This window comes from Streptomyces incarnatus (assembly GCF_001027185.1).
Lineage (GTDB): Bacteria > Actinomycetota > Actinomycetes > Streptomycetales > Streptomycetaceae > Streptomyces > Streptomyces puniciscabiei.
In genome coordinates this window covers 7,596,687-7,622,876 of record NZ_CP011497.1, presented here as the reverse complement: position 1 = coordinate 7,622,876, position 26,190 = coordinate 7,596,687, and the positions used below count along the sequence as shown (strand labels likewise).

Below are 26,190 nucleotides of genomic sequence, written 5' to 3'. Positions count from 1 at the left end.
GAGTCGGGTCGGCCGGTACGCGGGTCACGCGTCGGCGCCGGTGGACGTGCGGGATATCCGGCCGCGGATGGCGTACCAGCCCGCGACCAGTGCTGCGACGATCAGCGGCAGACAGAGCACGGTGGTGCGTCCGGCGCCGCCGTCGGCGTACATGAGGACCAGGACGGCGGCGAGGAACGCCAGCGTCACGACTTCGGTCCAGGGGGAGCCCGGCAGCCGGTACGACGGCCGGATCAGTTCGCCCCTCTGGGTCTTCCGCCAGAAGAGCAGGTGACAGAGCATGATCATGCCCCAGGTCGCGAGGATGCCGATCGCCGCGAAGTTGAGGACGATCTCGAACGCGTCGGCGGGGACGACGTAGTTGAGGCCCACGCCGAGGACACAGATGCCGCTGGTGAGGAGGATGCCGCCGTACGGGACCTGGCTGCGGCTCATCCGCCCGGTGAACTTCGGGGCCGAGCCGCTCATGGCCATGGAGCGCAGGATGCGGCCGGTGGAGTACAGGCCCGAGTTCAGCGAGGACATGGCGGCGGTCAGCACGACCAGGTTCATCACGTCGCCGGCCGCGGGGACGCCGATGTGCGACAGGACCGTCACGAAGGGGCTCTCGCCGGCGCTGTAGCTGTTCCAGGGCATCAGCATGGACAGCAGGACGACGGAGCCGACGTAGAACAGGCCCACGCGCCACATGATCGAGTTGATCGCCTTCGGCATGATCTTCTCGGGGTTCTCGGTCTCGCCGGCGGCCACGCCGACCAACTCGACGGAGGCGTAGGCGAAGACGACGCCCTGGATGATCAGCAGCATGGGCAGCAGGCCGTTGGGGAAGACGCCGCCGTTGTCGGCGATCAGGGACGGGCCGGGGTGGTGGCCGGCCACCGGGTGCTGGGTGACCAGCAGGAAGATGCCGATCGCCATGAAAACGACGAGCGCGCCGACCTTGACGATGGCGAACCAGAACTCCAGCTCACCGAATATCTTGACCGAGATCAGGTTGACGGTCAGCACGACCGCGAGGGCGATCAATGCGATCAACCATTGAGGGATGTCGGAGAACATGCCCCAGTAGTGCGTGTAGGTGGCCACCGCCGTGATGTCGGCGATGCCGGTGGTCGCCCAGTTCAGGAAGTACATCCAGCCCGCCGTGTAGGCGCCCTTCTCGCCCAGGAACTCCCGGGCGTAGGACACGAAGGCACCGGAGGAGGGGCGGTACAGGACGAGTTCGCCGAGGGCGCGTACGACCAGGAAGGCGAAGACGCCGCACACGGCGTAGGCGACGAAGAGGGAGGGTCCGGCGTCGGCGAGCCGGCCGCCCGCGCCGAGGAAGAGGCCGGTGCCGATGGCTCCGCCGATGGCGATCATGTTGACGTGCCGGTGCTTCAGGCCTTTGCTGTAGCCGGCGTCTCCGGCGTCGACATGGCCGGACGAGGGGCGCGTCTCGTCTTTGAGGTGCTGCTCGCTCACGCCTCGGGTCCGCCTTCCGTGGGGAGGTCGTCCGTCCGCTGGGGACGCACGATGTCGGTGAGGGTCGTCTCGACGCGGTCCAGGTGGTGGCTCATGGCCTCCACCGCGTCGTGTTCGGAACCGTCGATCAGCGCCTCGACGATGGCCCGGTGCTCGCGGTTGGACTGCTCGCGCCGGCCGCCCAGCTCGTTGAGGAAGGCCGACTGACGCGCCAGTGCGTCGCGGATCTCCTCGATGACCCGGCGGAAGACCGGGTTCTGGGCGGCCTCGGCCACCGCGAGGTGGAAGAGGGTGTCCATCGCGACCCAGGCCGTGGTGTCCGTCTCCCGCTCCATGCGGTCGAGCAGGTGGGCCAGGTGGTCCAGGTTCTCCGGGGTGCGGCGCGCGGCCGCGTACCCGGCGACGGGGATCTCGATGTGCCGGCGGACCTCCAGGAGGTCGCTGGCCGCGTAGTCGCCGAACGTGGGGTCCTCCACGGCGTTCGCGACGACGAAGGTGCCCTTGCCGGTCCGGGAGACCGTGAGGCCCATCGTCTGCAGCGCGCGCAGCGCCTCGCGCAGCACGGGCCGGGACACCTCGAGGGTGCGGCACAGCTCCGCCTCGGAGGGGAGCTTGTCCCCTATGGCGTACTCACCGCGCTCGATGGCACCGCGGAGGTGGGCGAGCACCGCTTCCATGGCGCTGACGCGCCGCGGTGCCGGACCACCTGTCTGGCTGTCTGACAGGTTCACGGAAGTGATCCTGCGGGTTGCGCGACGGGGCTGTCAAGGCATGGCGTAAACAAACATTCACGGGGTGCGGCGCCTGAATGCAGGCATCCGCACCCCGTGGGTGATCAGGAGAGTTCGCTCAGGCGCTGAGCACGCCCGCGCCGAGCAGGCCGAGCAGGCCGGCGCCGATGATGATCCGGTAGATCACGAAGGCGTTGAAGGAGTGCTTGGCGACGAACTTCAGCAGCCAGGCGATGGAGGCGTAGGCGACCACGAAGGACACGATCGTGCCGACGGCGAGCGGGGCCGCGCCGACGCCCGCGCCGAGGGCGTCCTTGAGCTCGTAGATGCCGGCGCCGGTCAGGGCCGGGATGCCGAGGAAGAACGACAGACGGGTGGCGGCGACGCGGTCCAGGTCCAGGACGAGCGCGGTGGACATGGTGGCGCCGGAGCGGGAGAAGCCGGGGAAGAGCAGGGCGAGGATCTGCGAGCAGCCGACCCACATCGCGTCCTTGAACGAGGTGTCGTCCTCACCGCGCTTGTGCCGGCCCATCTGGTCCGCGCACCACATCACGACGGAACCGAGGATCAGGGAGCCGGCGACGACCCAGAGCGAGCCCAGCGGACCGTCGATCAGCGGCTTGGCTGCCAGGCCGACCAGGACGATCGGGATGGTGGCGTAGATGACCCACCAGGCGAACTTGTAGTCGTGGTGGTAGCGCTCCTCGCGGTTGGTCAGACCGCGGAACCAGGCGGAGACGATCCGCTTGATGTCCTTGAAGAAGTACACGAGCACGGCGGCGATGGCGCCGACCTGGATGACGGCGGAGAAACCGACGACGGACTTGTCGTCGACGGGGATGTGCATGAGTCCCTCGGCGATCTTCAGGTGACCGGTGGAGGACACCGGGAGGAACTCGGTCACCCCCTCGACTACTCCGAGGACGACGGCCTGACCGACGGAGATGGCGCTCATGGGATCCAGTTCTGAGGAGAGTTGGTCGACATTGCTGTAGACAGTACTTGCTGCGCCCGGCGCTCTGGCAAGCGCCTAGGCCCACAGTGCGGCGGCGAGCGAGACACCCCCGAAGGCGGCGGCGAGCCCGGCCACCAGGCTCGCCACGACGTTCGCCGCGGCGTAGCGGCCGGAGCCGGCCTCGGTCAGCCGCAGGGTCTCGTAGGAGAAGGTCGAGTACGTCGTCAGCGCGCCGCACAGGCCGGTGCCGAGCAGCAGCTGCGGACGGGGTCCGAGGGCTCCGGCGGAGGCCGCACCCGTGATCAGCCCGAGGATCAGGGAGCCGGTGACGTTCACCACGAAGGTGCCCCAGGGGAAGACCGAGTCGTGGCGGGCCTGCACGGCACGGTCGGTGAGATAGCGCAGCGGGGCGCCGACCACGGCCCCCGCGATGACGAGCAGCCAGTTCACAACGACTTCTCACCCTCCGGATCCGTGTCCCCCGACCCCCCGGAGCGCCCCACGTACCGGACGACCTCGCACTCCTCCAGGGTCACGAGACCTTCGTCGACCAGTTCGTCGAGCTGCGGCAGGAAGGCCCGTACGCGCTCCTCGGTGTCCACGACGACCACCGCCACGGGCAGGTCCTCGCTGAGGGACAGCAGCCGGGAGGTGTGGATGCGGGAGGAGGCGCCGAAGCCCTCGATGCCGCGGAAGACGCTCGCCCCGGCGAGCCCGGCCGCGTGCGCGCGGTGCACGATCTCGGAGTAGAGGGGCTTGTGGTGCCAGGTGTCGTCCTCGCCGATGTAGACGGTCAGCCTGAGGGCCCGGCCGGTGAGTGCGGTCATCGCTTCCTCCCGATCAGCACCCGGCGGGCGGCGACCGAGGCCAGCCACACCGCGGCGAGCGCCCCGCACAACGTCGCGGCGAGATAGGCGAACCCGAGGCCCGGGCGGCCCGCGTCGACCAGCCTGCGGATGTCGACGGCGTAGGTGGAGAAGGTGGTGAAGCCGCCGAGCACGCCGGTGCCGAAGAAGGGCCGTACGAGGCGGTGGGCGGCCCACACGTCGGTGAGGAGCACCATGAAGACACCGATCACCGCGCAGCCGATGACATTGGTGCAGAAGGTCGCCCAGGGGAATCCGCCGGGCGGCGTGGGCCAGGCGAGGGCGAGGCCGTAACGGGCGCACGCGCCCAGGGCGCCGCCGAGCGCGACCACGGCGACGACGGGTGTCTGGGCACGCCATTCGGACCGCCGCCGTGGGGCGGGGCGGACACGGAGGCTCTCGGCTTCCGGGGCTGTCATGCGGTTGCGTCTCCTGTTCGGCCCGCCCCGACGGGTGATCACGGCCGGGCACCAGGGTACCGCCGGTCAGGCGGCGCCGGGCCGTGCGCAGACCGCTACGCCGGGCTCCCACAGGCTGCCCAGGACGAGGTGGTCCCCGGTCGCGCAGACGCTGGTGACCATGCGGAAGCCGGAGCGGCGGCGGGTGAGGTGCCGGACGGTCCGTCCGGTGTCGTCGAGGGCCATCACCCCGGTCGTCCCGCTCGGGCGGTACGGCGCGTGTACGGCGGCCCGGGCGGCGGCGGCACGCATGGCGGGCGGGGTGCGGTGCAGGAGGTCCAGCGGCGGGACGCGGGGGCTGGCGAGCGCGACCCAGAGCGGGCCGCCGGGGCCTTCGCGCCAGAGGTTGTCCGGCATGCCGGGCAATGCGGCGAAGAGGTCGCTGTGGCCGGCGCGCGGGCCGGTGAGGTGGTACCGGGTGAGGCGGCAGGCGCCGGTCTCGGCGACGACCAGGAAGGAGCCGTCGCCGCTCACGGCCAGGCCGTTGGCGAACTGCAGCCCCTCCAGCAGGACTTCGGGCTCACCCCCCTCGGGGGCGAGGCGGAGCAGCCGTCCGGTGCCGGTGTGCTCGACGATGTCGCCGATCCATTGCTGCAGTGGGTAGCGGCGGCTGGAGACGGTGAAGTACACCGTGCCGTCCGGCAGGGCGACGACGTTGCTGCAGAAGCGGAGCCGCTCCCCCGCCACCGAGTCCGCGAGCACGTGCACGGCGCCGCCGGGACCGACGCGCAGCAGGCCGCGTTCCGCGTCGCACGCCAACAGGCCGCCGTCCGGGAGCGGTTCGAGTCCCAGCGGACGGCCGCCCGTCTCTGCCACCACCTCCACCCGGGCCGTGCGCGGGTCGCCGGGGCCGTGGACGCGCAGGATCCGGCCGTCCGCCACTCCGGTCAGCACGCGCCCGTCCGTGTCGGCCACCACGTCCTCGGGGCCGTGGGCGCCCAGGGACAGATAGTGCAGCGGAACGAGTGCCGTGGGTCGGTCCATGCGCGTGCCCTTCGCGGTCGGCCGGCCGGTGTCCCCTGTGTCGTCCCCTCACCAGCCCTTCTCGAAAACCCTGGCCACCTCCGCGATGCGGATCTCGTCGCGCCGGTAGCAGGTGCCCCAGCAGCTGCGGCGGGTGCGCAGCAGGCCGAGCCGGGTGAGAAAGTCCAGGTGGGCCTCGGCGGTCCGGCGGGGCACGCCCAGCTTGGCGGCCACGGCACGCGCGGTGACTCCCGTCTCGGCGAGATCGCGGCGGCGGGGCGCCGGGAAGTGGGCCGCGGGGTCCTTGAGCCATTCCAGAATCGTCTGCCGCATGCGGCCCGACGGGGTTCCCATCATCCGTCCGCCTCCGTCCCCCGGCCTCCTCGTACGCAGTGTTCCCACTGTCGCGCGGCCGACGCCGTCGCGTCCGGGACTCGGCGTTCGTTGTCCGGTACCGAACGGCCGTACGACCGGGGCGGGTGCATATGACCCCGGAAAATGGGCGAAGGCCCGGCCGCCCCTCACGGCCGGGCCTGTCACCGGTGGTTCAGCGGTGGCTGAACCACGTCATGGAGGAGAGCGCCCTGTCGTCGTAGCCGAACAGGGCGCCTGGTTCTCCCAGCCGTTGCCGGAGGTGGCGTCGGTGGGGTCCCAGCCGTTGCCGGCGACGGCGGTCCAGGTGGCCTCCCAGGAGAAGACGCCGAGACCGCGGCCGTTCAGGGAGTCGTCCTGGGCCAGGGTGAACGGGTAGGCCGTCTCCGCGACGAACACCGGACTGGGTGCTGCTGGTCTCCAGTCACTCGGGCGATCCGGTCGCGGAGGAACTGCGGGAGGCGGGCGTGCCGCTCGTCGCCTGCGGCAAGCCGATCGGGCTTGGCTCGAAGGTGAGTTACGTGGCCGCCGACGACCGGGACGGGGCCCGGGACATGGTCCGGCATCTGCTGTCGCTGGGCCGGCGCCGCATCGGTGTGGTCACCGGTCCGCTGGACACCCCGGGTGGTGTGGAGCGGCTCGCCGGGTACAAGGAGGTGCTGGCCGAGGCGGGCATCGGGGTCGACGAGAGCCTGATCGTCTCCGGGGACTACAGCCGGGCGAGCGGTGAGGCGGGGCGGAGCGGCTGCTGGCGCAGGCGCCGGACATGGACGCGGTGTTCGTCGCCTCCGACCTGATGGCGCAGGGCGGCGCTGCACCGGGCGGGCAAGGGGGTGCCGGACGACATCGCTGTCGGCGGCTTCGACGACTCCCCGGCGGCTACGGCCGCGACGCCCCAGCTCACCACGATCCGGCAGCCCTGGGACCGGATCAGCAACGAGATGGTCCGGGTGCTGCTCGCGCAGATCGCCGGTGAGGACACGGCGGCGGTGATTCTGCCTACGGAGCTGGTGCGGCGCGCTTCCGCGTGAGCCGGGGCGCCCACGGAGTGCCGCGGCGCGTGAGCCGGGGCGCCCACTGGGGTGCCGCGGCGCGTGAGCCTGGGCGCCCACGGAGTGCCGGGAAACGGCGTCGGGTGTCTGCGGCTCCGTCGTGGCTGGTCGCGCCGTTCCCCCCGCCCCTACAGGCGCGACCATGCTCGTCGCGGGAGCTCCCGCAACCGGTCAGGATCGGAGAAGCCGGAGCGGGCTCCCCGGTCCTAGCGTGAAGTGCACCGACGGAAAACCCGTCGGGCCACGCGCCTCAGCGAAGGAGAGTCCCATGACCGCCGGCGTGCAGACGATCATCTACCCCGTGAAGGACAAGGACCGTGCCAAGGCCCTGTTCACCGCCCTCCTGGGTGTCGAGCCGTACGCGGACGAGCCCTACTACGTCGGTTTCAAGGCCGAGGGGCAGGACATCGGCCTCGACCCGAACGGGCATGCCCAGGGACTGACCGGGCCGGTGCCGTTCTGGCACGTCACCGACCTCCGGGAGCGCCTCGCGGCCCTGCTGGCGGCGGGCGCCGAGGTCGTCCAGGACGTGCGGGACGTCGGCAACGGCAGGCTGATCGCCTCGGTCAAGGACCCCGACGGCAACCTGATCGGCCTGCTTCAGGACCCGGTCGCCTGAGCACCGCCCCGCCGCTCGGGCCGCCGCATGCACCCGCACTAGTTGCACACTCAACGATTGGCCGGATCGGTGCTACGGTGCGGGTATGGCAGTCAAGACGGCCGACGCCCGGCTCGAGGAACGGTGGCGGGACATCCTCGCCGTGCATGCCCGCACCATGTGCGAGATCGACCGGGCCCTGCATCCGCACGGGCTGGGCGCCAGCGACTTCGAGGTGCTGGACATCCTGGCGACCGAGTCGCCCGCGCAGGGCGACCAGTGCCGGGTGCAGAACCTGGTCGGGCGGGTTCATCTCACCCAGAGCGCGCTGTCCCGGCTGATCGGCCGGCTGGAGAAGGACGGGCTGGTGGAGCGCTCGGTGTGCGCGGAGGACCGCCGCGGCGTGTGGGTGGCGCTCACCCCGAAAGGCCGCGCCCTGCACGCCGAGGTGCTGCCGCTGCAGCGCGCCGTGCTGGAGCGCATGCTGACCGGTCAGGAGCGCCAGGGCAGCCTGCAGGACGACTAGCGCGCAGGACGACTGGCACGCGGGACCACTGGCGCGCAGGACCACTGGTACGCGGGACCACTGGCACGCGGGACGGCTGGACGCATCACCGGCAGGACCAGTGGAGCACCGGCTCGGCCCGTCCAGAGCACCAGCTCCTAGAGCACCAGCTCCGCCCCGTCCGGCAGGACCTCCGCGCCCTCCTCGGCGATGCGGGCGCGTGCCGGGGAGGCGGGGTCGAGCAGCGGGTTCGTGTTGTTGAGGTGGGTGTAGATCCGGCGGGTGCCGGGATGCCGGGCCAGGGCGGCGAGGGTGCCGTCCGGGCCGCTGACCGGCAGGTGGCCCATGGCGGCCTGGCGGGCCCGGGTCCGTACCGTCGTGCCCATCTCGTCGGCTGCGTAGAAGGTGCCGTCCAGCACCACGCAGTCGGCCTCGGCGCACAGCTCGTCCAGATCCGGATTCCAGGTGCCCACACAGGGCGCGTAGACCAGCACTCCCCCGCTGGCCAGGTCTTCGACCCGGTACGCCGTCACCCACGGGGCGGACGGCTCCGGCGCCTGCACCGGCACGTACTTCGGGATCTTCGCACCCATCGGATGGGCCGTGACCACCAGTCCGCCGGCCAGCACGAACCCGCCGTCGGCCAGGCTGTCCGCCCACTCCCAGGGGGCGTAACGGCCCAGGGCGGCCCGGGCGGGCCCCAGCACGGCGCGGACCGGCGGGGCGGCGTAGACCTTCAGGCCCGCCGCCCCGCGCAGCTCGGCCAGGCCGGTGACGTGGTCGGCCTCCGCGTCGGTGAGCAGGACGCCGCGCAGCGGGGTGTCCCGGGGACCGGGGCCGGGCCACAGCGCCGGTGTCGCGGTGAGCTGGGTGCGCAGATCGGGCGAGGCGTTCAGCAGCCACCAGTCTCGGCCGTTGCCCGTGACGGCGGCGCACTCCTGGGTGCGGGAGGGCAGCTTGCCGTCCCTCGCCGCCGTACACAGTGAGCAGGCGCAGTTCCACTGCGGGAAGCCGCCACCGGCGGCGGTGCCCAGCAGGACGACCCTCACGACCCCCACTCCTTCGCGTGCCGCGGTCTGTCCGTCCCGGGGACCTTCCCCTGCCGGCGAGGTGTGGCCACCCCGTGGCAGGGATCAGTTCCGGCCGTCCTTCGCCGCTGGGCGGTCGTCTACGGGGGTGGAGGTCGGTTGTGTCAGCGGGCCAGCAGCGTGCGTACCCCCTGGGAGGTGAGCGTCAGGGCGTGGGTGGAGTTGCCGTCTATGGCCAGGGAGAGGTCCTCGTCGGGCCACTGGGAGGCCAGGGCGCCGAGGGGGATGAGGCGGTAGCGGGAGACGAAGGGCAGGAGCCCCGCCATCTCGCCCTCCGTGGTGAAGACGGGGACGACCGGGTCGCCTCCGGGCTGTTCCAGGACGGGCAGGGCCACGGTCGTGGCGTCGGCGCCCTCTCCGTCGACCGCGTCGTCCGGCACGGGGACGAGCACGTCACTGTGGGCGAGGACGTCTAGCGCGGCCTCGTCCTCGGCGTTCACGGCCAGCGTGTCCAGCGCCTGCTGGGCCGGCGTCGGCAGGTCGTTGTGTGCGGGTGTCTCCATGGCAGGTCCCCAGGTAGCGACGGTCGTACAGGCCACCCGGGGCGGAACCGCACCCGGGCGTGCTCCGCCTCGCGTACCCGGTGGGCCGCGGGACATGCGTGCGGATCGGCGGGAGATCCGGCGGTGGCCCGGGGCCGGTGGGCCTGGGCCCGGTCGTGTCCCAGGGCCCGGTGGTGATCCGGCCCAGCGGTGGCCAGGCCCGGTCGTGGCCCGGGATCGTGGAAGCCGGCCGGGGAAAGTGATCGTCCCTCACGCCGCCCGCGCGGACGGAGCCTGGTGTTCGCGCCCGACGCCGGTCACGGTCCGGCCTCGGCGAGCAGGTCGTCGACCGTGGTGACCCGGACCAGCGGCCGGTAGAGCTCCATGATCTGCAGGGCCTTGAGGTGGGAGTCGTCGTCGACGCCCGCGCAGGCGTCCGCGACCACCAGCACCTCCGTGCCGGCGTCGGCGGCGGCCAGGGCGGTGGAGAGCACACAGCACTCGGTGCTGACACCGGCCAGGACCAGACGGTCGTCCGGGCCGACGCGCGCGGCGAGTTCCGGGGTCCACTTGCCGAAGGTGGTGGCGTCCACGACGTGGCCGGCCAGGGCGGCGAACTCGCCGGAGAGCCGCCAGAGTCCGGCGTCCGGGGGCTGCCGGGCGAAGGGCCACCGGTCGTAGTACGCGCGCCAGGCCCCGGCCGGTTCCCCGGGGGCCAGGAAGCGGGTGAAGGTGACACGGCCGGCGAAGGCCGGCAGCAGGCTGCGCACGCCCGCCGCCGCGTCGGCGTACCGGGGCGTGGCCCATGGGCTCGCCGGGTCGGCGAAGACCCGCTGCATGTCGATGACGGCGAGGTGTCCGGCGGTCATGCGTGGAGCACCCCCTCGTCGGTCACCGGACTCGGTGCCTGCGCCTCCTGGGCGCGGACCCGGCCCCGGCCCGTCAGCAGGTGGCCGAGGAAGGCGAGGGCCAGCGCCACCAGGACGCCGAGGTTGGCGTACGCCCAGGCACCGGCCTTGCCGCCGAGGCCCACGGGGCCGAGGAGGTAGCCCTGCCAGGTGAGCCAGCTCGCGGCGGTGTTGGTGACCAGGCCCCAGCCGACGGCCGTGGCGGCGAGGGTGAGCAGCAGGGGCGCCGGGGCGATGTCGCCGTAGCGGCCGTGCGGGCGGTAGAGGTCGCCGTCGTCGTAGTCGCGGCGGCGCAGGGCGAGGTCGGCGAGGACGATGCCGCACCAGGCGGCGACGGGGACGCCGAGCGTGGTGAGGAAGCCCATGAACTGGCCGAGGAAGTCGCCGGCGAAGAACACGATGTAGACCGAGCCGGCGATCATCAGGACGCCGTCGAGGAGGGCGGCCAGATACCGGGGCACCGGCAGGCCGGCGGAGAGCAGGGCGAGGCCCGAGGAGTAGATGTCGAGGACGGCGCCGCCGACCAGGCCGAGCACGGCGACCACGGCGAACGGCACCAGGAACCAGGTGGGCAGGATCGTGGTGAGCGCGCCGATCGGGTCCGCCGCGACGGCCTTGCTCAGCGCTTGCGAGGAACCGGCGAGCAGCAGGCCGAAGACCAGCAGGAGCAGGGGGGCCACCGAGGCGCCGAAGGTGGTCCAGCCGATCACCCCGCGGCCGGCCGAACTCCGGGGCAGGTAGCGGGAGTAGTCGGCGGCGGCGTTCACCCAGCCCAGGCCGAAGCCGGTCATCATGAACACCAGGGCGCCGATGAACTGCTGCGCGGAGCCGGACGGCACGGCGCTCACCGCGCCCCAGTGGACGTGGCCGGCGACAAGGGCGACGTACACGACGGTGAGGACGCCCGTGACCACGGTGATCACCGTCTGCAGCCGCATGATCAGGTCGAAGCCCATGACTCCGCCGACGACGGTCAACGCGGCCACGACCACGAGGGCGGCGATCTCGGTCCCGGTGCCGCCGCCCCAGCCGAGGCGGCCGAGGACCGTCGCGGTGGCCAACGTGGCGAGCGCGGTGAGGACGGTCTCCCAGCCGACGGTGAGCATCCAGGAGATGACGGACGGCAGCCGGTTGCCGAGCACTCCGTACGCCGCCCGGCTGAGCACCATCGTGGGCGCCGAGCCGCGCTTTCCGGCGACCGCGACGAACCCGCACAGCAGGAACGAGCCGACGATGCCGAGCACTCCGGCCGCGAGGGCCTGCCAGAAGGAGATCCCGAAGCCGAACGCGAAGGCGCCGTAGCTCAGGCCGAGGACGGAGACGTTGGCGCCGAACCAGGGCCAGAACAGCGTGCGCGGGGTGCCCTTGCGCTCCGCGTCGCCTATGACGTCCAGGCCGTGTGTCTCCACCCGCAACGGGCGGCCGGCGGCTCTCGCGCCGGTGCCGCCGATCCGGTCCTGCGGTCGCGTCATCGCCGAGCCCCCCTGACCAGCCTGTCTGGACGTGTCCGCCCACGCTAACGAGTACACCGGGCCGTCGACCAGCGCTTTTCAGCGCCGCGGCCCGGTCGGTACTCACGGTGGTTCAGCGGTCGAACTCCTCCTGGATCGGTGTCCTCGGCTCCTCCCGCAGGTGCTGGGAGAGTCCGGGCTTGCCGCCCGCGCGTGCCTGTTCCGCGCGCTGTGCGGCGGTGCGGTCGAGGTCGGAGTCCGGATCCACCCGCACCGACCTCGCCACGTCCTCGCGGCCGGTGTACTGCTCGGCGGGGATGCCGCGCAGGGCCTTGACCACCTCGTCCGACGCGCCCGCCTCACGCGCGGCCGTGACCAGGCGGTCCTTGTCGGCCGGGTACGACACGTCCTTCAGCGCGGCCAGCACCTCGGGGACGCTGGTGTGTGCCGTGCTCATGACGCCTCCTCACTCGTCGCCTTCCTCGGCGTTCTCGTCCGCGGTGTCCTCACCCTCGGCCTGGGACGGAGTCGTGCGCGGCGGCTGCTCGGCCTCCGCGCCGCCCGGCTCCCGCTCGCCCTCGGCCTGCGAAGGGGTGCTCTCGCTCATGGGGCCTCCCACACGCGTCCGTGCCGGTTCCAAGGCCCCCGAGTACCCGCCCGGCACGCGTCCCATGACAGGGGGCGCTCCGTGGGCAGTGGACGGTGGGGGTGATCCGTGGGACAGGGGGCGATCCGTGAATCCGCTGCCGGGGGGTGGGTACCTGGGCGGTCCCGGCGCGGCGTTGCGGCGCCGGTGTACCGAGGACCGTCTCACCGCCTGGAGGAGCCATGGCGGGTATCAACCCCCCTGACCTGCAGAAAGCGCTGTCCGGCGCGGAGTACCCGGCGAACTCCGACCAGCTTCGGAAGGTCGCCGAGAAGAACCACGCGTCCAAGGAGGTCACCGAGCGCATCGCGCACCTCGGGAAGAAGGAGTTCCAGAACCCCGCCGAGGTGAGCAAGGCCGTCTTCCGGAACGAATGACCGGCCGGCGGCGTGCGGTGGCCGGGGCCCCTCGCCCCGGCCATCGCGTGCTCCGCGTTCGCGTGGTCCGGTTCAGTCCACCGCGTGCTCCGCGTTCGCGTGGCCCGGTTCAGTCCACCGCGCGTACGGCGGGCAGGCCCAGGTCGACCGGGCCGGCGGCGCCGTCGCTCTTGCAGGTGTCGTGGCAGTCCTTCTCCAGGCTGCAGCAGAGCGAGCAGATGGCACCCTCGTGGAAGGGGCAGCCGGCCATGTCCGGCCGTTCGAAGCCGGTCGCGCACACCGAGCAGGTCAGGGTGGCCGCGGAGGGCAGCCCGTCGGGTCCGAGCAGCGGCTCGTCCAGGGCGTCCGCGCGGGCGATGTAGTACCTGCCCTTCGTGAGCACGGCGAACAGCGGCGAGAGCACCATGGCGAGGAACAGCGCGACGAAGGGGGAGAACGCCTTGCCATAGGCGCCGAAGGCGTCGAAGTACGCGGCGATGGACACCGCCGACGCGATCAGCATGGAGCCGAAGCCGACCGGGTTGAAGTGGTGCAGGTGGGCCCGCTTGAACTCGATGTACGACGGGCTCAGCTTCAGCGGCTTGTTGATGACGAGGTCGGCGACGACCGCGCCGATCCAGGCGATCGCCACGTTGGAGTAGAACCCGAGGACGGTGTTGAGGAAGCCGAAGACGCCGCCCTCCATCAGGGCGAGTGCGATGCCCACGTTGAGGAAGATGTAGACGACGCGGCCGGGGTGACGGTGCGTCAGTCGCGAGAAGAAGTTCGACCAGGACAGCGAACCGGAGTACGCGTTCGTCGAGTTGATCTTTATCTGGGAGAGGATGACGAAGAAGGTGGCCAGTCCCAGGGCGACGGGCGCGGCGAACGTCCCGAAGCCGTGGACGTACTGCTGGATCGGCTCGTTGGCCTTCGACAGCCCCACGCTCCCGGCGATGAAGAAGGCGAGGAAGGCGCCGCCGATCTGCTTCAGCGCGCCCAGCACCACCCAGCCCGGTCCGGCGCCGAGGACCGCGGCCCACCACTGCCTGCCGTTGCCGGCCGTCCGGTCGGGCATGAAGCGCAGGTAGTCGACCTGCTCCCCGATCTGCGCGATCAGTGACAGGGCGACGCCCGCGCCCGCCCCGACCCCGAGCATGCTGATGCTCGATCCGGTGGGCGAGTCACCCGCGAAGTGCGTGAACTCGGCGAACTTTCCCGGCTCCTGGATCGCGACGGACACGAACGGCGCGACCATCAGCACCAGCCAGACGGGCTGGGTCCACACCTGCATCTTCGACAGGGCCGTCATGCCGTACACGACGAGCGGCAGGATGATCAGCGAGCAGATGACGTAGCCCACGGGCAGCGGTATGTGCAGGCCCAGTTCCAGGGCCTGCGCCATGATCGAGCCTTCGAGGGCGAAGAAGATGAAGGTGAAGCTCGCGTAGATCACCGAGGTCAGCGTCGAGCCCAGATACCCGAATCCGGCGCCGCGGGTCAGCAGGTCCATGTCGATGGAGTACTTCGCCGAGTAGTACGAGATCGGGATGCCGGTGAGGAAGATGACCACCGCCGCGGTCAGGATCGCCACCAGGGCGCTGGAGAAGCCGTGGGAGACGGCGATCGAGCCGCCGATGGCGAAGTCCGCGAGGTAGGCGATGCCGCCGAGGGCCGTGGTGGCCACGACGTACGGCGTCCAGCGGCGGAAGGACTTGGGCGCGTAGCGCAGCGAGTAGTCCTCCAGGGTGTCGTTCTGCGTCCACCTGTTGTACGTCCGGGCGCCCGGGGAGGACGGCGGGGCTGGCGGCGCCTGCTGGTCGACGGTCTCCGTCACGGCTGCTCCCTCTTCCTGCGGTCCGCCCCGGTGGTCCCGGGGCGTTGCAGGGAAGGTTCGCGCCGCGTCATTACTGCGCCGTTTCGCCTCTTTTACGACGGCGGACACGCTGAGGGGAATCGCCGCTGGTCACCGGCGCGGGGCCGTCGGGTGCGAGTGCGTCTTCCCTTCCTTCCCGGCAACCGGCCGCGCGGTGGCCGGCTCGAAGCACCCGCGGTGTGCCGGGCACCGCGAGTTGGAGCCGGGCGTCGAGCCGCAGCCCGCCGAGGCTCGGGCGCGGCGGACAGCGGGGGTGCCGCAGCCCAGTGCGGCGGCACCGGCCCGCTGTGCGCGGGCCCGTGGTCCGGCGTCCGGCGGGTCTGGGCGGCCGTACGCACCTTCCCACGCACGGCCACCCGGCGCGGCGTGGCGCGTGGGGCGCGGGAGCGGTCCGCGGTGAGGATGGCGGGCGGGAGCAGCCGGCTGGGAGGTGGGTATGACGGTGCAGCGGATCGGCCTGGTGGTGCACGGCGGCCGTGCCGAGGCCGTGGCCGCCGCGCGGGTGGTGCGCGAGTGGTGCGCGGAGCACGCCGTGGGGTGCGCGGACATCGACGTGTGGCGGAAGGGGGCGCGGCACAGTGCCCGGGAGGAGGTCGACGCGGCGGGCGATCCCGACCTCATCGTCACCCTCGGCGGGGACGGCACCTTTCTGCGCGGCGCCCGGCTGGCGGCCGAGAACGACGCCCTGGTCCTCGGCGTCGACCTCGGCCGCGTCGGTTTCCTCACCGAGGTCCCGGCCTCGGCGGTGCGCGCGGCGCTGGACGCGGTCCGGTCCGAGCGGATCACCGTGGAGAGCCGGATGCTCCTCACCATGCGGGCGTCCTGCCGGCTGGAGGTGCCCGCGCAGATGGAGGCGCTGATGCGGTACGGCCGCGGGCCGATGCTGCCGCCGCCCCGCGTGCGGTCGGAGTGCGAGGTCGGTGACGACTGGGGCGTCGCGCTCAACGTCACGGCTCTGAACGACGTCGTGGTGGAGAAGCTCGCCAGGGACCGGCAGGTGTCGGTGGGGGTGTACCTGGCCGGCCGGCTGCTGGCCAGCTACTCCGCCGACGCGCTGCTGGTGGCCACGCCCACGGGATCCACCGCCTACAGCTTCGCCGCCGGCGGCCCGGTGGTCTCGCCGCGCGCGGAGGGCCTGGTCTTCACGCCGGTCGCGCCGCACATGGTGTTCAACCGCTCGGTCGTGGCCGCGCCCGACGAGCCCATCGCCCTGCGGGTCCTCGACCGGTCGGGGCAGGCCGCCGTCAGCATCGACGGTCAGCTGCGCGGCGTACTCGGCCCCGGGGACTGGATCGGCGTGTACGCCGCGCCACGCCGGCTGAAGGCGGTCCGGCTGGGCCCGACGGACTTCTACGGCCGGCTGCGCGAGCGGATGAACCTCACCGACGCGCCTGCCGCGCTCGCCGACGGGGAGGCCGCTCCCCTGTGGCCCATCACCTCACCCCGCCCGGGCGACCTGGCCCACCTCGCGCTGCCTCCGGCTCCGGAGGACGGGCGTCGGCTGTCCTGAGAACCGGAGGCGGTGCGTCGGCTAGCCCAACTGCCTCCCGGGCAAGCATCCTTGATCTTCCCTCGGCGTGCTGTGCATCGGAGCCGGCAGGCGACCGGCGGCGGACGGCACCCCGGAACCACTGGTCAGTCCGTCGTGGACGACTCCCGCTTCGGCAGCTTCCAGTTCGGTCGCGGGAAGTGGCAGGTGTAGCCGTTGGGGTAGCGCTCCAGGTAGTCCTGGTGCTCGGGCTCCGCCTCCCAGAAGTCGCCCACGGGCGCCACCTCCGTGACCACCTTCCCCGGCCACAGCCCGCTCGCCTCGACGTCCGCGATCGTGTCCAGGGCGACGCGGTGCTGGTCCTCGTCGCCGTAGAAGATGGCGGACCGGTAGCTGCGCCCGATGTCGTTGCCCTGGCGGTCCCGTGTGGTCGGATCGTGGATCTGGAAGAAGAACTCCAGGATGTCGCGGTAGCTCGTCACCGTGGGATCGAAGAGGATCTCGATGGCCTCGGCGTGGTCGCCGTGATCGCGGTACGTCGCGTTCGGCGTGTCACCGCCGCTGTAGCCGACGCGGGTGGAGACCACGCCCGGCTGCTTGCGGATCAGATCCTGCATGCCCCAGAAACAACCGCCCGCCAGGACGGCCCGCTCGGTTCCCACGGTCATCGGTCACTCCCTGAAGCTCGAGCCCGGCGCGGTCGTGGACGTGCCGGTTCCATGGTCACCCAGCCTAATACGGCCCGCGTGCGACCGGACTTCGCCCCTGTCCGCGCTCCTTCTCCACGGCCGGCACGGCGGGCCGGGGTATCGGGAATCCGGATGGATCGAGTTGGTCTAGTCCTCTTGACGGGGTGACGCGGCGGCGCTTTGGTATGTACCAACTCGGCTCGCACCACCCCACCACTCCACGCCCGAGGCATCCCCAGAAGGGGCACTGTCATGCACCTGGCAAGATTTGCGGCTTCCGCATGCGCGCTCGCGCTCGCGGCCACCGGGGCCGTCGTGGCCCTGGCACCGGCCGGCAGCGCCGCGGCGGCGAGCAGTGTCTACTCCGTGGCTCCCTACGTCGACATGTCGAACAGTCAGGAAGGACTCCTCGACACTGCCATCACCGGTCACCAACTCAAGGCCTACACCGCGGCGTTCGTGCTGGGCGAAGGCTGCAACCAGATCTGGGGCGACACCCTCCCCATCGGCAACGACTCCTACACCGACCCGGAGATCGCCAAGGCGAAGTCCGAGGGCGCCTCCGTCATCATCTCCTCCGGCGGGGCGAGCGGCGAACCGCTCGCCTGGACGTGCTCCACCCAGAGCAGCATCGACGCCGGATACCAGGCCCTCATCAACGACTACGGCGTCACCCGGCTCGACTTCGACGTCGAGGGCGCCGCCGTCGCGGACACCGCGGCCGCGGCCCGCCAGATGCAGGCGATGAAGGACCTCAAGGCATCCAACCCGGGCCTGCAGTTCTCCATGACCCTGCCGGTGCTGACCAGCGGGCTGACCAACGACGGCGTCAACATCCTCAAGGCCGCCAAGAACGCGGGCATCAGGATCGACGTGGTCAACATCATGGCCATGGACTACTACGCGGGCACCGGCACCGAGATGGGCCAGGGCGCGGTCGACGCGGCCAGGGCCACGCTGGCCCAGATGCAGTCCGTCGACTCCGGTTACAGCTACGCCGATCTCGGGATCACCCCGATGATCGGCAAGAACGACGACGGTTCGACGTTCACCCTGGCCGACGCCCGCACCGTGGAGAACTTCGCCGCGCAGAACGGTGTCGGACGGCTCGCGTTCTGGTCCGTCAACCGCGACCAGCCGTGCAGCGGCAGCGCCAACTCCCTGCCCACGTGCAGCGAGATCAGCCAGAACAGCCTGGCGTTCACGGACGCGTTCGTGCCGTACGAGGGCACCTCGGGCGGCGGCGGAGGCACGACGAGTGACTTCTCCGTGTCCCTGTCACCGGGCTCCGCCTCGGTCGCCCAGGGCGGTTCCGCGACCGCGACCGTCGCCACGGCCGTCACCTCCGGCAGCGCCGAATCCGTCGGCCTCTCGGCCTCCGGCGCGCCCTCCGGCGTCAGCGTCTCCTTCAGCCCCGCGTCCGTCACCTCCGGTGGCACCTCGACCCTGACGGCGACGGTCGGCTCCGCCGTGGCCGCGGGCACCTACCCGATCACCGTCACCGGCGCGGCGGCCAGTGGCAGCCACAGCGCGACCTACACGCTCACCGTCACCTCCAGTGGCGGCGGGGGCGGAGGCGGCGGGGGCTCGCTGACCAACGCCGGCTTCGAAACCGGCGGCCTGAACCCCTGGACCTGCACGGGCGGCAGCACGGTCGTCGCCGGCCCGGTGCACAGCGGCAGCCACGCTCTCCAGGTCACCCCGAGCTCCAGCGGCACCGGCGAATGCGACCAGACCGTCACCCTGTCCCCCAACCACAGCTACACGCTCAGCGGTTGGGTCCAGGGCCCCTACGCCTACCTCGGGGTCAGCGGCGGCGCCACCGCCAGCACCTGGTCCAACAGCACGAGCTGGAACCAGCTGACCGTCAACTTCACCACGGGAAGCAGCGGAACCGTCACGGTCTACGTCCACGGCTGGTACGGCCAGTCCGACGTCCACGCCGACGACCTCACCCTCGGCTAGTGCCCCGGCAGGCAACGTCTGCCCGCCAAGGAGCGGCGTCCGGTGCGTGCTCTGGGGTCTCCCCGGCCGAAGGCTGGGGGAGTGCCGGGTGCAAGCCCTCGTACTGGACGTACTGGGGTTGTGCCCGGTGCGGCGAGTGAGGCCCCTCTCACGTCCTCAAGGCAGTGGGGGGCGTGCCGGGCGTTGCGACGGGGCGAACGTTGCCTGTTGACGCACTGGGCATCTCGCCCCCGCGCGCGGCGCGGCACCCGGCCGGGCCGTGGCCGCGGGCCAGGGCCTGCGTCAGGTGCTGGGCGCGGGAGGCGGGGCGGGGGCGGCCCTGCGGCCGGTTCTCGCCGGCTGGGGGACGTTCGAGCCGGGCTCGCCGGAGGAACGCTCCGAACGGTGGCTCCGGTCGAGCGGCGCGGATCCGGTCGCGCTGCTCCGCGTCCTCGACTCGCTCGTCGCCACGCCGGCCGAGCTGATCGGCCGGATCGACGTACCGACGCTCGTCGCGACGGGCGCCGACGATCCGCGTACCGCCTCGGCCGACGAGCTGATCAAGGCGCTGCCCCACGCCACGGGGACCGTCGTGCCGGGCGACCACTGGACGGCGGCCGGCGCGCCGGAACTGGTCACCGCCATTGTGGACTTCCTCTCCGGCCGCCGGTAGTCACCGTCAGTTCCCGAGCACGCCCGTCGCCGAGCACGCCCGGTACGGCGATGCCCGGGGCCGTCGCAGCGGGGGCGGGCAGCGCATCGGACACCCGGTGGGCGCCGCCGCCGGGGCCTACCGCGCCCCGTACACCGGCAGCGGGGGCTCCGCCTCGGCGATGAGTTTCAGGGCCGCCGCACCTGCCTCCGCCGGTGTCCAGCGGGCCCCCTTGTCGATGGTGGGGCCCGGGCGCCAGCCCTCCATGACGGTGATGCGGCCGCCCTCGGACTCGAAGACGCGGCCGGTGACCCCCGCGGAGGCGGCGGAGCCGAGCCAGACCACGAGCGGGGAGACGTTCCCGGGGGCCATGGCGTCGAAGCCGCCGTCCTGCGGGACGGCCATGGTCTCGGCGAAGGTGTGCTCGGTCATCCGGGTCCGGGCGGCCGGGGCGATGGCGTTGACCTGGACGCCGTAGCGCGCCAGTTCGGCGGCGGCGACCAGGGTCAGGCCGAGGATGCCGGCCTTGGCGGCGGAGTAGTTGCCCTGGCCGACGCTGCCCAGCAGCCCCGCTCCGGAACTGGTGTTGACCACGCGGGCCTCGGGCATGCGGCCCGCCTTGGCCTCGGCACGCCAGTGCGCGGCGGCATGGCTGAGCGGCAGGAAATGGCCCTTGAGGTGGACGCGTACGACCGCGTCCCAGGCGTCCTCGCCGAGGTTGACGAGCATGCGGTCACGCAGGAACCCGGCGTTGTTGACCAGGGTGTCCAGGCGGCCGTAGGTCTCCAGCGCGGTGGCGACGAGGGAGGCCGCGCCCTCGGCGGTGGCGATGTCGCCCCCGTGCGCGACCGCCTCGCCGCCGAGCGCGCGGATCTCGTCGACGACCCGCTGGGCCGGTCCGGCGGCCCCGCCGGTGCCGTCGCGGCCGACGCCGAGGTCGTTCACGACGACCTTGGCCCCCTCGGCGGCGAGGGCGAGGGCGTGTGCGCGGCCCAGGCCGCGGCCCGCGCCGGTGACGGCGGCCACGCGCCCGGTGCACAGTCCGGTCATGGGATGGGTCCTCTCGTGGGTGCCGAAGTCCTGGTCAGTTGCCGGCGTTCGCCGCGTCGAGGAAGGCGGGGCGCTCCCCTCCGCCGTGGACGTGCAGGCTCGCCCCGCTGATGTAGGCGGCCCGGTCGGAGGCGAGGAAGACGCAGGCGTCGCCGATGTCGGCGGGCGCGGCGAGGCGGCCGAGCGGGACGGTACGGCCCACGGCGGCGATGCCGTCCTCGTCCCCGTAGTGCAGGTGGGACAGTTCGGTGCGGACCATGCCGGGGACGACCGTGTTGACCCGCACCCGCGGCGCCCACTCCACCGCCATCGAGCGGGCGAGGCTGTCCAGGCCCGCCTTGGCCGCGCCGTACGCCGCGGTGCCGGGTGAGGGGCGGGTTCCGCTGACGCTGCCGACCATCACGATCGACCCGGCCCCCTGCTGAACGCGCATCACCTCGTACGCGGCGAGCGACGCGGTGAGGGGAACGAGGAGGTTCAGCTCCACGACCCGGGCGTGCCGTACGGACCCGCCCTCGCCGAGCAGCCGGAACGGGGTGCCCCCGGCGTTGTTGACGAGGGTGTCGAGGCGCCCGTACTCGTCCCGCACCCGCGCGAAGAAGGCGCCGACCGCGTCGGTGTCGCGCAGCTCGACGGGGAGGAAGCGAGCCGTCCGGCCGGCCGCCTCGACCGGCGCCTCCGGGGGCCGACGTGCGCAGGTCACGACGTCCGCGCCGGCCTCCAGGAACGCCCGGGCGATGCCGGCGCCCACGCCCCGGGTGCCGCCGGTGACCACCGTGACGCGTCCGGTGAGATCGATGACCGCCGCCAAAGGGCACCTCCCGCAGCGGGCACTCCGCTGCTACCTTCATGCCTAACAAACGTTTGGTGGAAAGGTAGCTGATCCGCTCATGGGTGTCTCCACCTCCGCCCCCGAAGACGGCGTCGCCGTCGTCACCGTGGACTTCCCGCCGGTCAACGCCCTTCCCGTGCGGGGCTGGTACGACCTGGCCGCCGCCGTGCGCGCCGCCGGCGCAGACCAGGAGGTCCGGTGCGTGGTCCTCGCCGCCGAGGGCCGCGGCTTCAACGCCGGCGTCGACATCAAGGAGATGCGGCGCACGGCCGGGCACACGGCCCTCGTCGGCGCCAACCGCGGTTGCTACGACGCGTTCGCGGCGGTGTACGACTGCGAGGTCCCGGTGGTCGCCGCCGTACAGGGCTTCTGTCTGGGCGGCGGCATCGGGCTGGTGGGGAACGCCGACGCGATCGTCGCCGCCGACGACGCGGTCTTCGGCCTGCCCGAGCTGGACCGGGGCGCCCTGGGCGCGGCCACGCATCTCGCCCGGCTGGTGCCCCAGCACCTGATGCGGGCCCTGTACTACACCTCGCGCACCGTCACCGCCGAGGAGCTGCACCGGCACGGCTCGGTGTGGCGGGTGGTGCCGCGCGTACAACTCCTCGAGGCAGCTGTGGAGTTGGCCCGGGAGATCGCCGCCAAGGACGGGTCCCTGATCCGCCTGGCCAAGGCCGCGATCAACGGCATCGACCCGGTCGACGTGCGCCGCAGCTACCGCTTCGAGCAGGGTTTCACCTTCGAGGCCAACCTCACCGGCGTCGCCGACCGGGTCCGCGACACGTTCGGCACGGACCGGGAATCCGTCGGCACGGACCAGGAGCGGCGGTCATGAGCAGGGACAAGACGATGACCGCCGAGGAGGTCGTCGGCCGGCTGGACAGCGGCATGACGATCGGCATCGGCGGCTGGGGTTCGCGGCGCAAGCCGATGGCACTGGTGCGGGCGCTGCTGCGCTCGGACCTCACCGACCTGACCGTCGTCTCCTACGGCGGCCCGGACGTCGGCCTGCTCGCGGCGGCGGGAAAGATCCGCACGCTGGTCGCGGCCTTCGCCACCCTCGACTCCATCCCCCTGGAGCCGCACTTCACGGCGGCCCGGCAGCGGGGCGCGCTGGAACTGGTGGAGCTGGACGAGGCCATGTTCATGTGGGGGCTGACCGCGGCCGCGCACCGGCTGCCCTTCCTGCCGGTCCGGGCCGGGCTCGGATCCGACGTGATGAGGATCAACCCCCGGCTGCGGACGGTGCGTTCGCCGTACGAGGACGGCGAGGAACTGGTCGCCGTACCGGCCCTGCACCTGGACGCGGCACTGGTGCACCTCAACCGGGCGGACGTGCACGGCAACGGCCAGTACCTGGGCCCGGACCCCTACTTCGACGACCTGTTCTGCGAGGCCGCCGACGCCGCCTACGTCTCCTGCGAGCGGATCGTGGACAGCGCCGACCTGCTCAAGGACGCCGCCCCGCAGACCCTGCTGGTCAAGCGCGCGTTCGTGACCGGCGTCGTGGAGACGCCGAACGGCGCCCACTTCACCTCCTGCGTCCCGGACCACGACCGTGACGAGGCCTTCCAGCGGGCCTACGCCCGGGCCGCCCGGGACCCGGAGGCCTGGCGGGTCTTCGCCGAGCGGTTCCTGTCCGGCGACGAGGACGCGTACCAGGCCGCGGTGGCCGCGTTCCACGAGGAGGCCGCACATGAGTGACCGCCGTACGACGACGAGGGCGACGCGCGCCGAGTACTGCGTGGTGGCCTGCGCCGAGGTCTGGCGGGACGCCGGGGAGATACTGGCGAGCCCGATGGGCACCGTCCCGACGATCGGTGCCCGGCTGGCGCGGCTCACCTTCTCCCCCGACCTGCTGCTGACCGACGGCGAGGCGCTGCTGACCGGCGACGTCCCGGCGGTCGGGGCCCGGCCCAGGGTGGTCGAGGGCTGGCTGCCGTTCCGGCAGCACCTGGCCCTGGTCGCGACCGGGCGGCGGCACGTGATGATGGGCGCGAGCCAGCTCGACCGGCACGGCAACCAGAACATCTCCTGCATCGGCGACTGGGCCAGGCCCACCCGGCAGCTGCTGGGTGTGCGCGGCGCACCCGCCAACACGCTCAACAATCCGACCAGTTACTGGGTGCCGCGGCACTCGACGCGGGTGTTCGTCGAGCGGGTCGACATGGTGTGCGGTGTGGGCTACGACCGTGCCGCGGCGGCCGGTCCCGTCGCGTCCCGGTACCACCACATCGCGGAGGTCGTCAGCGACCTGGGCGTCTTCGACTTCCGGACCCCCGACCGGACGATGCGGCTGCGCTCGCTGCACCCCGGGGTCACGGTCGAGCAGGTCGTCGAGGCCACCGGCTTCCCGCTGACGGTCCCGGACGAGGTGCCGTACACCCGGGAGCCCACCGCCGCGGAGCTGCGGCTGATCCGCGAGGTCATCGACCCGAGGGCGCTGCGCGAGCGCGAGGTGCCGGCGTGACCGGCTTCGAGATCGCCACCCCGCTGACCCGGCTGGTCGGGGTACGGCACCCCATCGTGCAGACCGGCATGGGCTGGGTGGCCGGTCCACGGCTGGTGTCGGCCACCGCCCGGGCCGGCGCGCTCGGGATCCTCGCCTCGGCGACCATGACGACCGGGCAGCTGCGCGCGGCCGTCCGTGAGGTCAAGTCCCGTACCGACGCGCCCTTCGGGGTCAATCTGCGGGCGGACGCCTCGGACGCGGCCGAGCGGGTGCGGATCATCATCGAGGAGGGAGTGCGGGTCGCCTCGTTCGCGCTCGCGCCCTCCCGCGAGCTGATCGCCCGGCTGAGGGACGCCGGCGTGGTGGTCATCCCGTCCATCGGGGCCCGGCGGCACGCGGAGAAGGTCGCCGCGTGGGGCGCCGACGCGGTGGTGGTGCAGGGCGGGGAGGGCGGCGGGCACACCGGGAAGGTCGCCACCACGGTCCTGCTTCCCCAGGTGGTCGACGCGGTCGGCATCCCGGTCGTCGCGGCCGGCGGTTTCCACGACGGCCGCGGCCTGGTCGCCGCGCTCGCCTACGGTGCCGCGGGGATCGCCATGGGCACGCGCTTCCTGCTCACCTCCGACAGCACCGTCCCCGACGCGGTCAAGGCCCGGTACCTGGCGGCCACGGTGGCCGACGTCACCGTCACGACCCGGGTCGACGGCCTCCCCCACCGGATGCTGCGCACCGAACTGGTCGACTCCCTGGAACGCTCGGGCCGGGCGACGGCGCTGCTGCGCGCCGTACGCCACGCGGCGTCGTTCAAGGCGCTGTCCGGCACGAGCTGGGCGCGGATGGTCCGGGACGGCCTGGCCATGCGGCACGGCAGGGAGCTGACCTGGAGTCAGGTCCTGCTGGCCGCCAACACCCCCATGCTGCTGCGGGCGTCGATGGTCGAGGGTCGGACCGACCTCGGCGTGATGGCCTCCGGGCAGGTCGCCGGTCTGATCCACGACCTGCCGTCCTGCGCGGAACTCGTGGACCGGATCATGACGGAGGCCGGGGCCGTCCTGCGCGGACTGCCACCGGCCGCGTAGATGGGTCGCGAGGGTCCGCCGCCTGCGGCCGGCCGCAGGCGGCGGAGGCGGCGGGTCAGAGCCGCTCGACGATGGTGACGTTGGCCTGGCCGCCGCCCTCGCACATGGTCTGCAGGCCGTAGCGTCCGCCGGTGCGCTCCAGCTCGTGCAGCAGCGTGGTCATGAGCTTGGTGCCGGTGGCGCCCAGCGGGTGACCGAGGGCGATGGCGCCGCCGTTGACGTTGACCTTCTCCGGGTCCGCGCCGGTCTCCTTCAGCCAGGCGAGCACCACGGAGGCGAAGGCCTCGTTGATCTCCACGAGGTCGATGTCGTCGAGGGTCATCCCGGCCTTCTTCAGGGCGTACGCCGTGGCCGGGATCGGCGCGGTCAGCATCCGGATGGGGTCCTCGCCGCGCACCGAGAGATGGTGGACGCGGGCGCGGGGCGTCAGACCGTGTTCCCGTACGGCTCGTTCACTCGCGATCAGCAGGGCGGAGGCGCCGTCGGAGACCTGGGAGGAGACGGCGGCGGTCAGCCGGCCGCCCTCGATCACCGGCTTCAGCGCCGCCATCTTCTCCGGCGTGGTGTCGCGGCGGGGCCCCTCGTCGCGGGTCACCTCGCCGTAGGGGACGAGTTCGCGGTCGAAGCGGCCCTCGTCGATGGCGCGGACGGCCCGCTGATGGGAGCGGAGCGCGAACTCCTCCATGTCCCGGCGGGAGATGCCCCACTTGTCGGCGATCATCTCGGCGCCGGCGAACTGGTTGACCGGCCGGTCGCCGTAGCGGGCCCGCCAGCCCTCGGAGCCGGCGAAGGGGCCCTGGGTGAGCCCCAGGGGCTCGGCCGCCTGGCGGGTGGCGAAGGCGATCGGGATCATCGACATGTTCTGCACGCCGCCCGCGACCACCAGGTCCTGGGTGCCCGAGAGCACCGCCTGCGCGGCGAAGTGCAGGGCCTGCTGGGAGGAGCCGCACTGGCGGTCCACGGTCACCCCCGGCACCTCCTCGGGCAGCCCGGCGGCCAGCCAGCAGGTGCGGGCGATGTCGCCGGCCTGCGGTCCGACGGTGTCCAGGCAGCCGAGGACGACGTCCTCGACGGCGGCCGGGTCGACGCCCGAGCGCGCCATCAGCGCCCTCAGCACATGGGCGCCGAGGTCGGCCGGGTGGACGGCGGCCAGCCCGCCGCCGCGCCTGCCGACCGGCGTGCGCACCGCTTCGACGATGTATGCCTCGGCCATGGCCCCTCCTTGGGGGAAT

General features: G+C 72.5%; 29 protein-coding genes and 2 pseudogenes. 11 read left to right on the top strand and 20 right to left on the bottom strand.

All coding sequences use genetic code 11. The features are described from left to right. Nucleotides 1–24: 24 nt before the first annotated feature. The 9 genes and pseudogenes from ABB07_RS34685 to ABB07_RS34645 all read right to left on the bottom strand — a co-directional run. Nucleotides 25–1,464: an amino acid permease gene (locus tag ABB07_RS34685; protein ID WP_208902422.1), complete on the bottom strand. Its 1,440-nt coding sequence runs from the start codon at nucleotides 1,462–1,464 to the stop codon at nucleotides 25–27. Beyond that, a complete protein-coding gene (locus ABB07_RS34680) occupies nucleotides 1,461–2,141 on the bottom strand; it encodes a FadR/GntR family transcriptional regulator (protein WP_208903740.1) in 681 nt (226 codons plus the stop codon). The genes ABB07_RS34685 and ABB07_RS34680 overlap by 4 nt, the downstream gene beginning before the upstream one ends. 172 nt (nucleotides 2,142–2,313) lie before the next feature. Beyond that, nucleotides 2,314–3,150, bottom strand: a complete 837-nt coding sequence (locus ABB07_RS34675) for an undecaprenyl-diphosphate phosphatase (RefSeq protein ID WP_208902421.1) — start codon at nucleotides 3,148–3,150, stop codon at nucleotides 2,314–2,316. Between the two features lie 75 nt (nucleotides 3,151–3,225). Further along, nucleotides 3,226–3,600, bottom strand: a complete 375-nt coding sequence (crcB, locus tag ABB07_RS34670) for a fluoride efflux transporter CrcB (protein WP_208902420.1) — start codon at nucleotides 3,598–3,600, stop codon at nucleotides 3,226–3,228. Beyond that, complete coding sequence (locus ABB07_RS34665) at nucleotides 3,597–3,977, bottom strand: DUF190 domain-containing protein (RefSeq protein ID WP_208902419.1); 381 nt, start codon at nucleotides 3,975–3,977, stop codon at nucleotides 3,597–3,599. The genes crcB (ABB07_RS34670) and ABB07_RS34665 overlap by 4 nt, the downstream gene beginning before the upstream one ends. Further along, complete coding sequence (crcB, locus tag ABB07_RS34660) at nucleotides 3,974–4,435, bottom strand: fluoride efflux transporter CrcB (protein ID WP_208902418.1); 462 nt, start codon at nucleotides 4,433–4,435, stop codon at nucleotides 3,974–3,976. The genes ABB07_RS34665 and crcB (ABB07_RS34660) overlap by 4 nt, the downstream gene beginning before the upstream one ends. 66 nt (nucleotides 4,436–4,501) lie before the next feature. Then, entirely contained in the window at nucleotides 4,502–5,458 is a 957-nt protein-coding gene (locus ABB07_RS34655) for an SMP-30/gluconolactonase/LRE family protein (protein WP_208902417.1), read from the bottom strand. Nucleotides 5,459–5,506: 48 nt separating this feature from the next. Continuing rightward, nucleotides 5,507–5,794 (bottom strand): helix-turn-helix domain-containing protein, encoded by a 288-nt coding sequence (locus ABB07_RS34650; RefSeq protein WP_208902416.1) that lies wholly within the window; start codon nucleotides 5,792–5,794, stop codon nucleotides 5,507–5,509. A gap of 190 nt (nucleotides 5,795–5,984) precedes the next feature. Then, nucleotides 5,985–6,211 (bottom strand): annotated as a pseudogene (locus ABB07_RS34645) (glycosyl hydrolase 53 family protein); the annotation flags it as partial. Between ABB07_RS34645 and ABB07_RS34640 the strand changes: the two are divergent. From ABB07_RS34640 to ABB07_RS34630, 3 genes and pseudogenes are all read left to right on the top strand, one after another. Continuing rightward, a pseudogene (locus tag ABB07_RS34640) lies at nucleotides 6,211–6,840 on the top strand (LacI family DNA-binding transcriptional regulator); the annotation flags it as partial. The pseudogenes ABB07_RS34645 and ABB07_RS34640 sit on opposite strands and share 1 nt — an antisense overlap. A gap of 289 nt (nucleotides 6,841–7,129) precedes the next feature. Further along, nucleotides 7,130–7,480 carry a VOC family protein gene (locus ABB07_RS34635; protein WP_208902415.1) on the top strand — a complete coding sequence of 117 codons (351 nt, stop codon included), beginning with the start codon at nucleotides 7,130–7,132 and terminating at the stop codon, nucleotides 7,478–7,480. Between the two features lie 85 nt (nucleotides 7,481–7,565). After that, nucleotides 7,566–7,985: a MarR family winged helix-turn-helix transcriptional regulator gene (locus ABB07_RS34630; protein WP_208902414.1), complete on the top strand. Its 420-nt coding sequence runs from the start codon at nucleotides 7,566–7,568 to the stop codon at nucleotides 7,983–7,985. Between the two features lie 137 nt (nucleotides 7,986–8,122). Here the strand turns inward: ABB07_RS34630 and pqqB are convergent, their stop codons facing one another. The 6 genes from pqqB to ABB07_RS34600 form a co-directional block, all read right to left on the bottom strand. Next, on the bottom strand, nucleotides 8,123–9,013 hold the full coding sequence (pqqB, locus tag ABB07_RS34625; protein ID WP_208902413.1) for a pyrroloquinoline quinone biosynthesis protein PqqB: 891 nt from the start codon (nucleotides 9,011–9,013) through the stop codon (nucleotides 8,123–8,125). Nucleotides 9,014–9,156: 143 nt separating this feature from the next. Then, entirely contained in the window at nucleotides 9,157–9,555 is a 399-nt protein-coding gene (locus tag ABB07_RS34620) for an SseB family protein (RefSeq protein WP_208902412.1), read from the bottom strand. A gap of 296 nt (nucleotides 9,556–9,851) precedes the next feature. Next, on the bottom strand, nucleotides 9,852–10,403 hold the full coding sequence (locus ABB07_RS34615) for a cysteine hydrolase family protein (protein WP_208902411.1): 552 nt from the start codon (nucleotides 10,401–10,403) through the stop codon (nucleotides 9,852–9,854). Further along, a complete protein-coding gene (locus ABB07_RS34610) occupies nucleotides 10,400–11,914 on the bottom strand; it encodes a purine-cytosine permease family protein (protein WP_208902410.1) in 1,515 nt (504 codons plus the stop codon). Before ABB07_RS34610 ends, ABB07_RS34615 begins: the two co-directional genes overlap by 4 nt. A 112-nt stretch (nucleotides 11,915–12,026) precedes the next feature. Continuing rightward, a complete protein-coding gene (locus ABB07_RS34605) occupies nucleotides 12,027–12,350 on the bottom strand; it encodes a DUF2795 domain-containing protein (RefSeq protein ID WP_208902409.1) in 324 nt (107 codons plus the stop codon). Between the two features lie 9 nt (nucleotides 12,351–12,359). Then, on the bottom strand, nucleotides 12,360–12,500 hold the full coding sequence (locus ABB07_RS34600) for a hypothetical protein (RefSeq protein WP_208902408.1): 141 nt from the start codon (nucleotides 12,498–12,500) through the stop codon (nucleotides 12,360–12,362). A 221-nt stretch (nucleotides 12,501–12,721) separates the two neighbouring features. Here ABB07_RS34600 and ABB07_RS34595 point away from each other — a divergent pair, with 221 nt between their 5' ends. Further along, nucleotides 12,722–12,916 (top strand): DUF2795 domain-containing protein, encoded by a 195-nt coding sequence (locus ABB07_RS34595; RefSeq protein WP_208902407.1) that lies wholly within the window; start codon nucleotides 12,722–12,724, stop codon nucleotides 12,914–12,916. A gap of 109 nt (nucleotides 12,917–13,025) precedes the next feature. On the opposite strand, the gene ABB07_RS34590 is transcribed toward ABB07_RS34595, so the two are convergent. Further along, nucleotides 13,026–14,732, bottom strand: a complete 1,707-nt coding sequence (locus ABB07_RS34590) for a purine-cytosine permease family protein (protein ID WP_208902406.1) — start codon at nucleotides 14,730–14,732, stop codon at nucleotides 13,026–13,028. A 475-nt stretch (nucleotides 14,733–15,207) separates the two neighbouring features. On the opposite strand from ABB07_RS34590, the gene ABB07_RS34585 reads away from it, so the two are divergent. Next, nucleotides 15,208–16,281, top strand: coding sequence for an NAD(+)/NADH kinase (locus ABB07_RS34585; RefSeq protein WP_208902405.1), 1,074 nt, complete (start codon nucleotides 15,208–15,210; stop codon nucleotides 16,279–16,281). 125 nt (nucleotides 16,282–16,406) lie between these two features. Here the strand turns inward: ABB07_RS34585 and msrA are convergent, their stop codons facing one another. Continuing rightward, nucleotides 16,407–16,928 (bottom strand): peptide-methionine (S)-S-oxide reductase MsrA, encoded by a 522-nt coding sequence (msrA, locus tag ABB07_RS34580; protein WP_208902404.1) that lies wholly within the window; start codon nucleotides 16,926–16,928, stop codon nucleotides 16,407–16,409. Nucleotides 16,929–17,201: 273 nt separating this feature from the next. Here msrA and ABB07_RS34575 point away from each other — a divergent pair, with 273 nt between their 5' ends. Both ABB07_RS34575 and ABB07_RS34570 read left to right on the top strand, forming a co-directional pair. Further along, a complete protein-coding gene (locus ABB07_RS34575) occupies nucleotides 17,202–18,914 on the top strand; it encodes a carbohydrate binding domain-containing protein (RefSeq protein WP_208902403.1) in 1,713 nt (570 codons plus the stop codon). Nucleotides 18,915–19,173: 259 nt separating this feature from the next. Further along, nucleotides 19,174–19,566, top strand: a complete 393-nt coding sequence (locus tag ABB07_RS34570; protein ID WP_208902402.1) for an alpha/beta fold hydrolase — start codon at nucleotides 19,174–19,176, stop codon at nucleotides 19,564–19,566. Between the two features lie 117 nt (nucleotides 19,567–19,683). Here ABB07_RS34570 and ABB07_RS34565 read toward each other — a convergent pair whose 3' ends face one another. Then, nucleotides 19,684–20,595, bottom strand: a complete 912-nt coding sequence (locus tag ABB07_RS34565; protein WP_208902401.1) for an SDR family oxidoreductase — start codon at nucleotides 20,593–20,595, stop codon at nucleotides 19,684–19,686. A gap of 34 nt (nucleotides 20,596–20,629) precedes the next feature. Further along, a complete protein-coding gene (locus ABB07_RS34560) occupies nucleotides 20,630–21,406 on the bottom strand; it encodes an SDR family oxidoreductase (protein ID WP_208902400.1) in 777 nt (258 codons plus the stop codon). A 79-nt stretch (nucleotides 21,407–21,485) separates the two neighbouring features. Here ABB07_RS34560 and ABB07_RS34555 point away from each other — a divergent pair, with 79 nt between their 5' ends. Genes ABB07_RS34555 through ABB07_RS34540 form a run of 4 tightly spaced genes read left to right on the top strand, consistent with a single transcriptional unit; the run spans nucleotide 21,486 to nucleotide 24,958 of the window. Further along, nucleotides 21,486–22,262, top strand: a complete 777-nt coding sequence (locus tag ABB07_RS34555; RefSeq protein WP_208902399.1) for an enoyl-CoA hydratase family protein — start codon at nucleotides 21,486–21,488, stop codon at nucleotides 22,260–22,262. Beyond that, nucleotides 22,259–23,131, top strand: coding sequence for a CoA transferase subunit A (locus tag ABB07_RS34550; RefSeq protein WP_208902398.1), 873 nt, complete (start codon nucleotides 22,259–22,261; stop codon nucleotides 23,129–23,131). The genes ABB07_RS34555 and ABB07_RS34550 overlap by 4 nt, the downstream gene beginning before the upstream one ends. Next, nucleotides 23,124–23,897, top strand: coding sequence for a CoA-transferase subunit beta (locus ABB07_RS34545; protein WP_208902397.1), 774 nt, complete (start codon nucleotides 23,124–23,126; stop codon nucleotides 23,895–23,897). The genes ABB07_RS34550 and ABB07_RS34545 overlap by 8 nt, the downstream gene beginning before the upstream one ends. 11 nt (nucleotides 23,898–23,908) lie before the next feature. After that, nucleotides 23,909–24,958 carry an NAD(P)H-dependent flavin oxidoreductase gene (locus ABB07_RS34540; protein WP_208903739.1) on the top strand — a complete coding sequence of 350 codons (1,050 nt, stop codon included), beginning with the start codon at nucleotides 23,909–23,911 and terminating at the stop codon, nucleotides 24,956–24,958. 55 nt (nucleotides 24,959–25,013) lie between these two features. On the opposite strand, the gene ABB07_RS34535 is transcribed toward ABB07_RS34540, so the two are convergent. After that, on the bottom strand, nucleotides 25,014–26,171 hold the full coding sequence (locus tag ABB07_RS34535; protein WP_208902396.1) for an acetyl-CoA C-acetyltransferase: 1,158 nt from the start codon (nucleotides 26,169–26,171) through the stop codon (nucleotides 25,014–25,016). Nucleotides 26,172–26,190 lie beyond the last annotated feature (19 nt).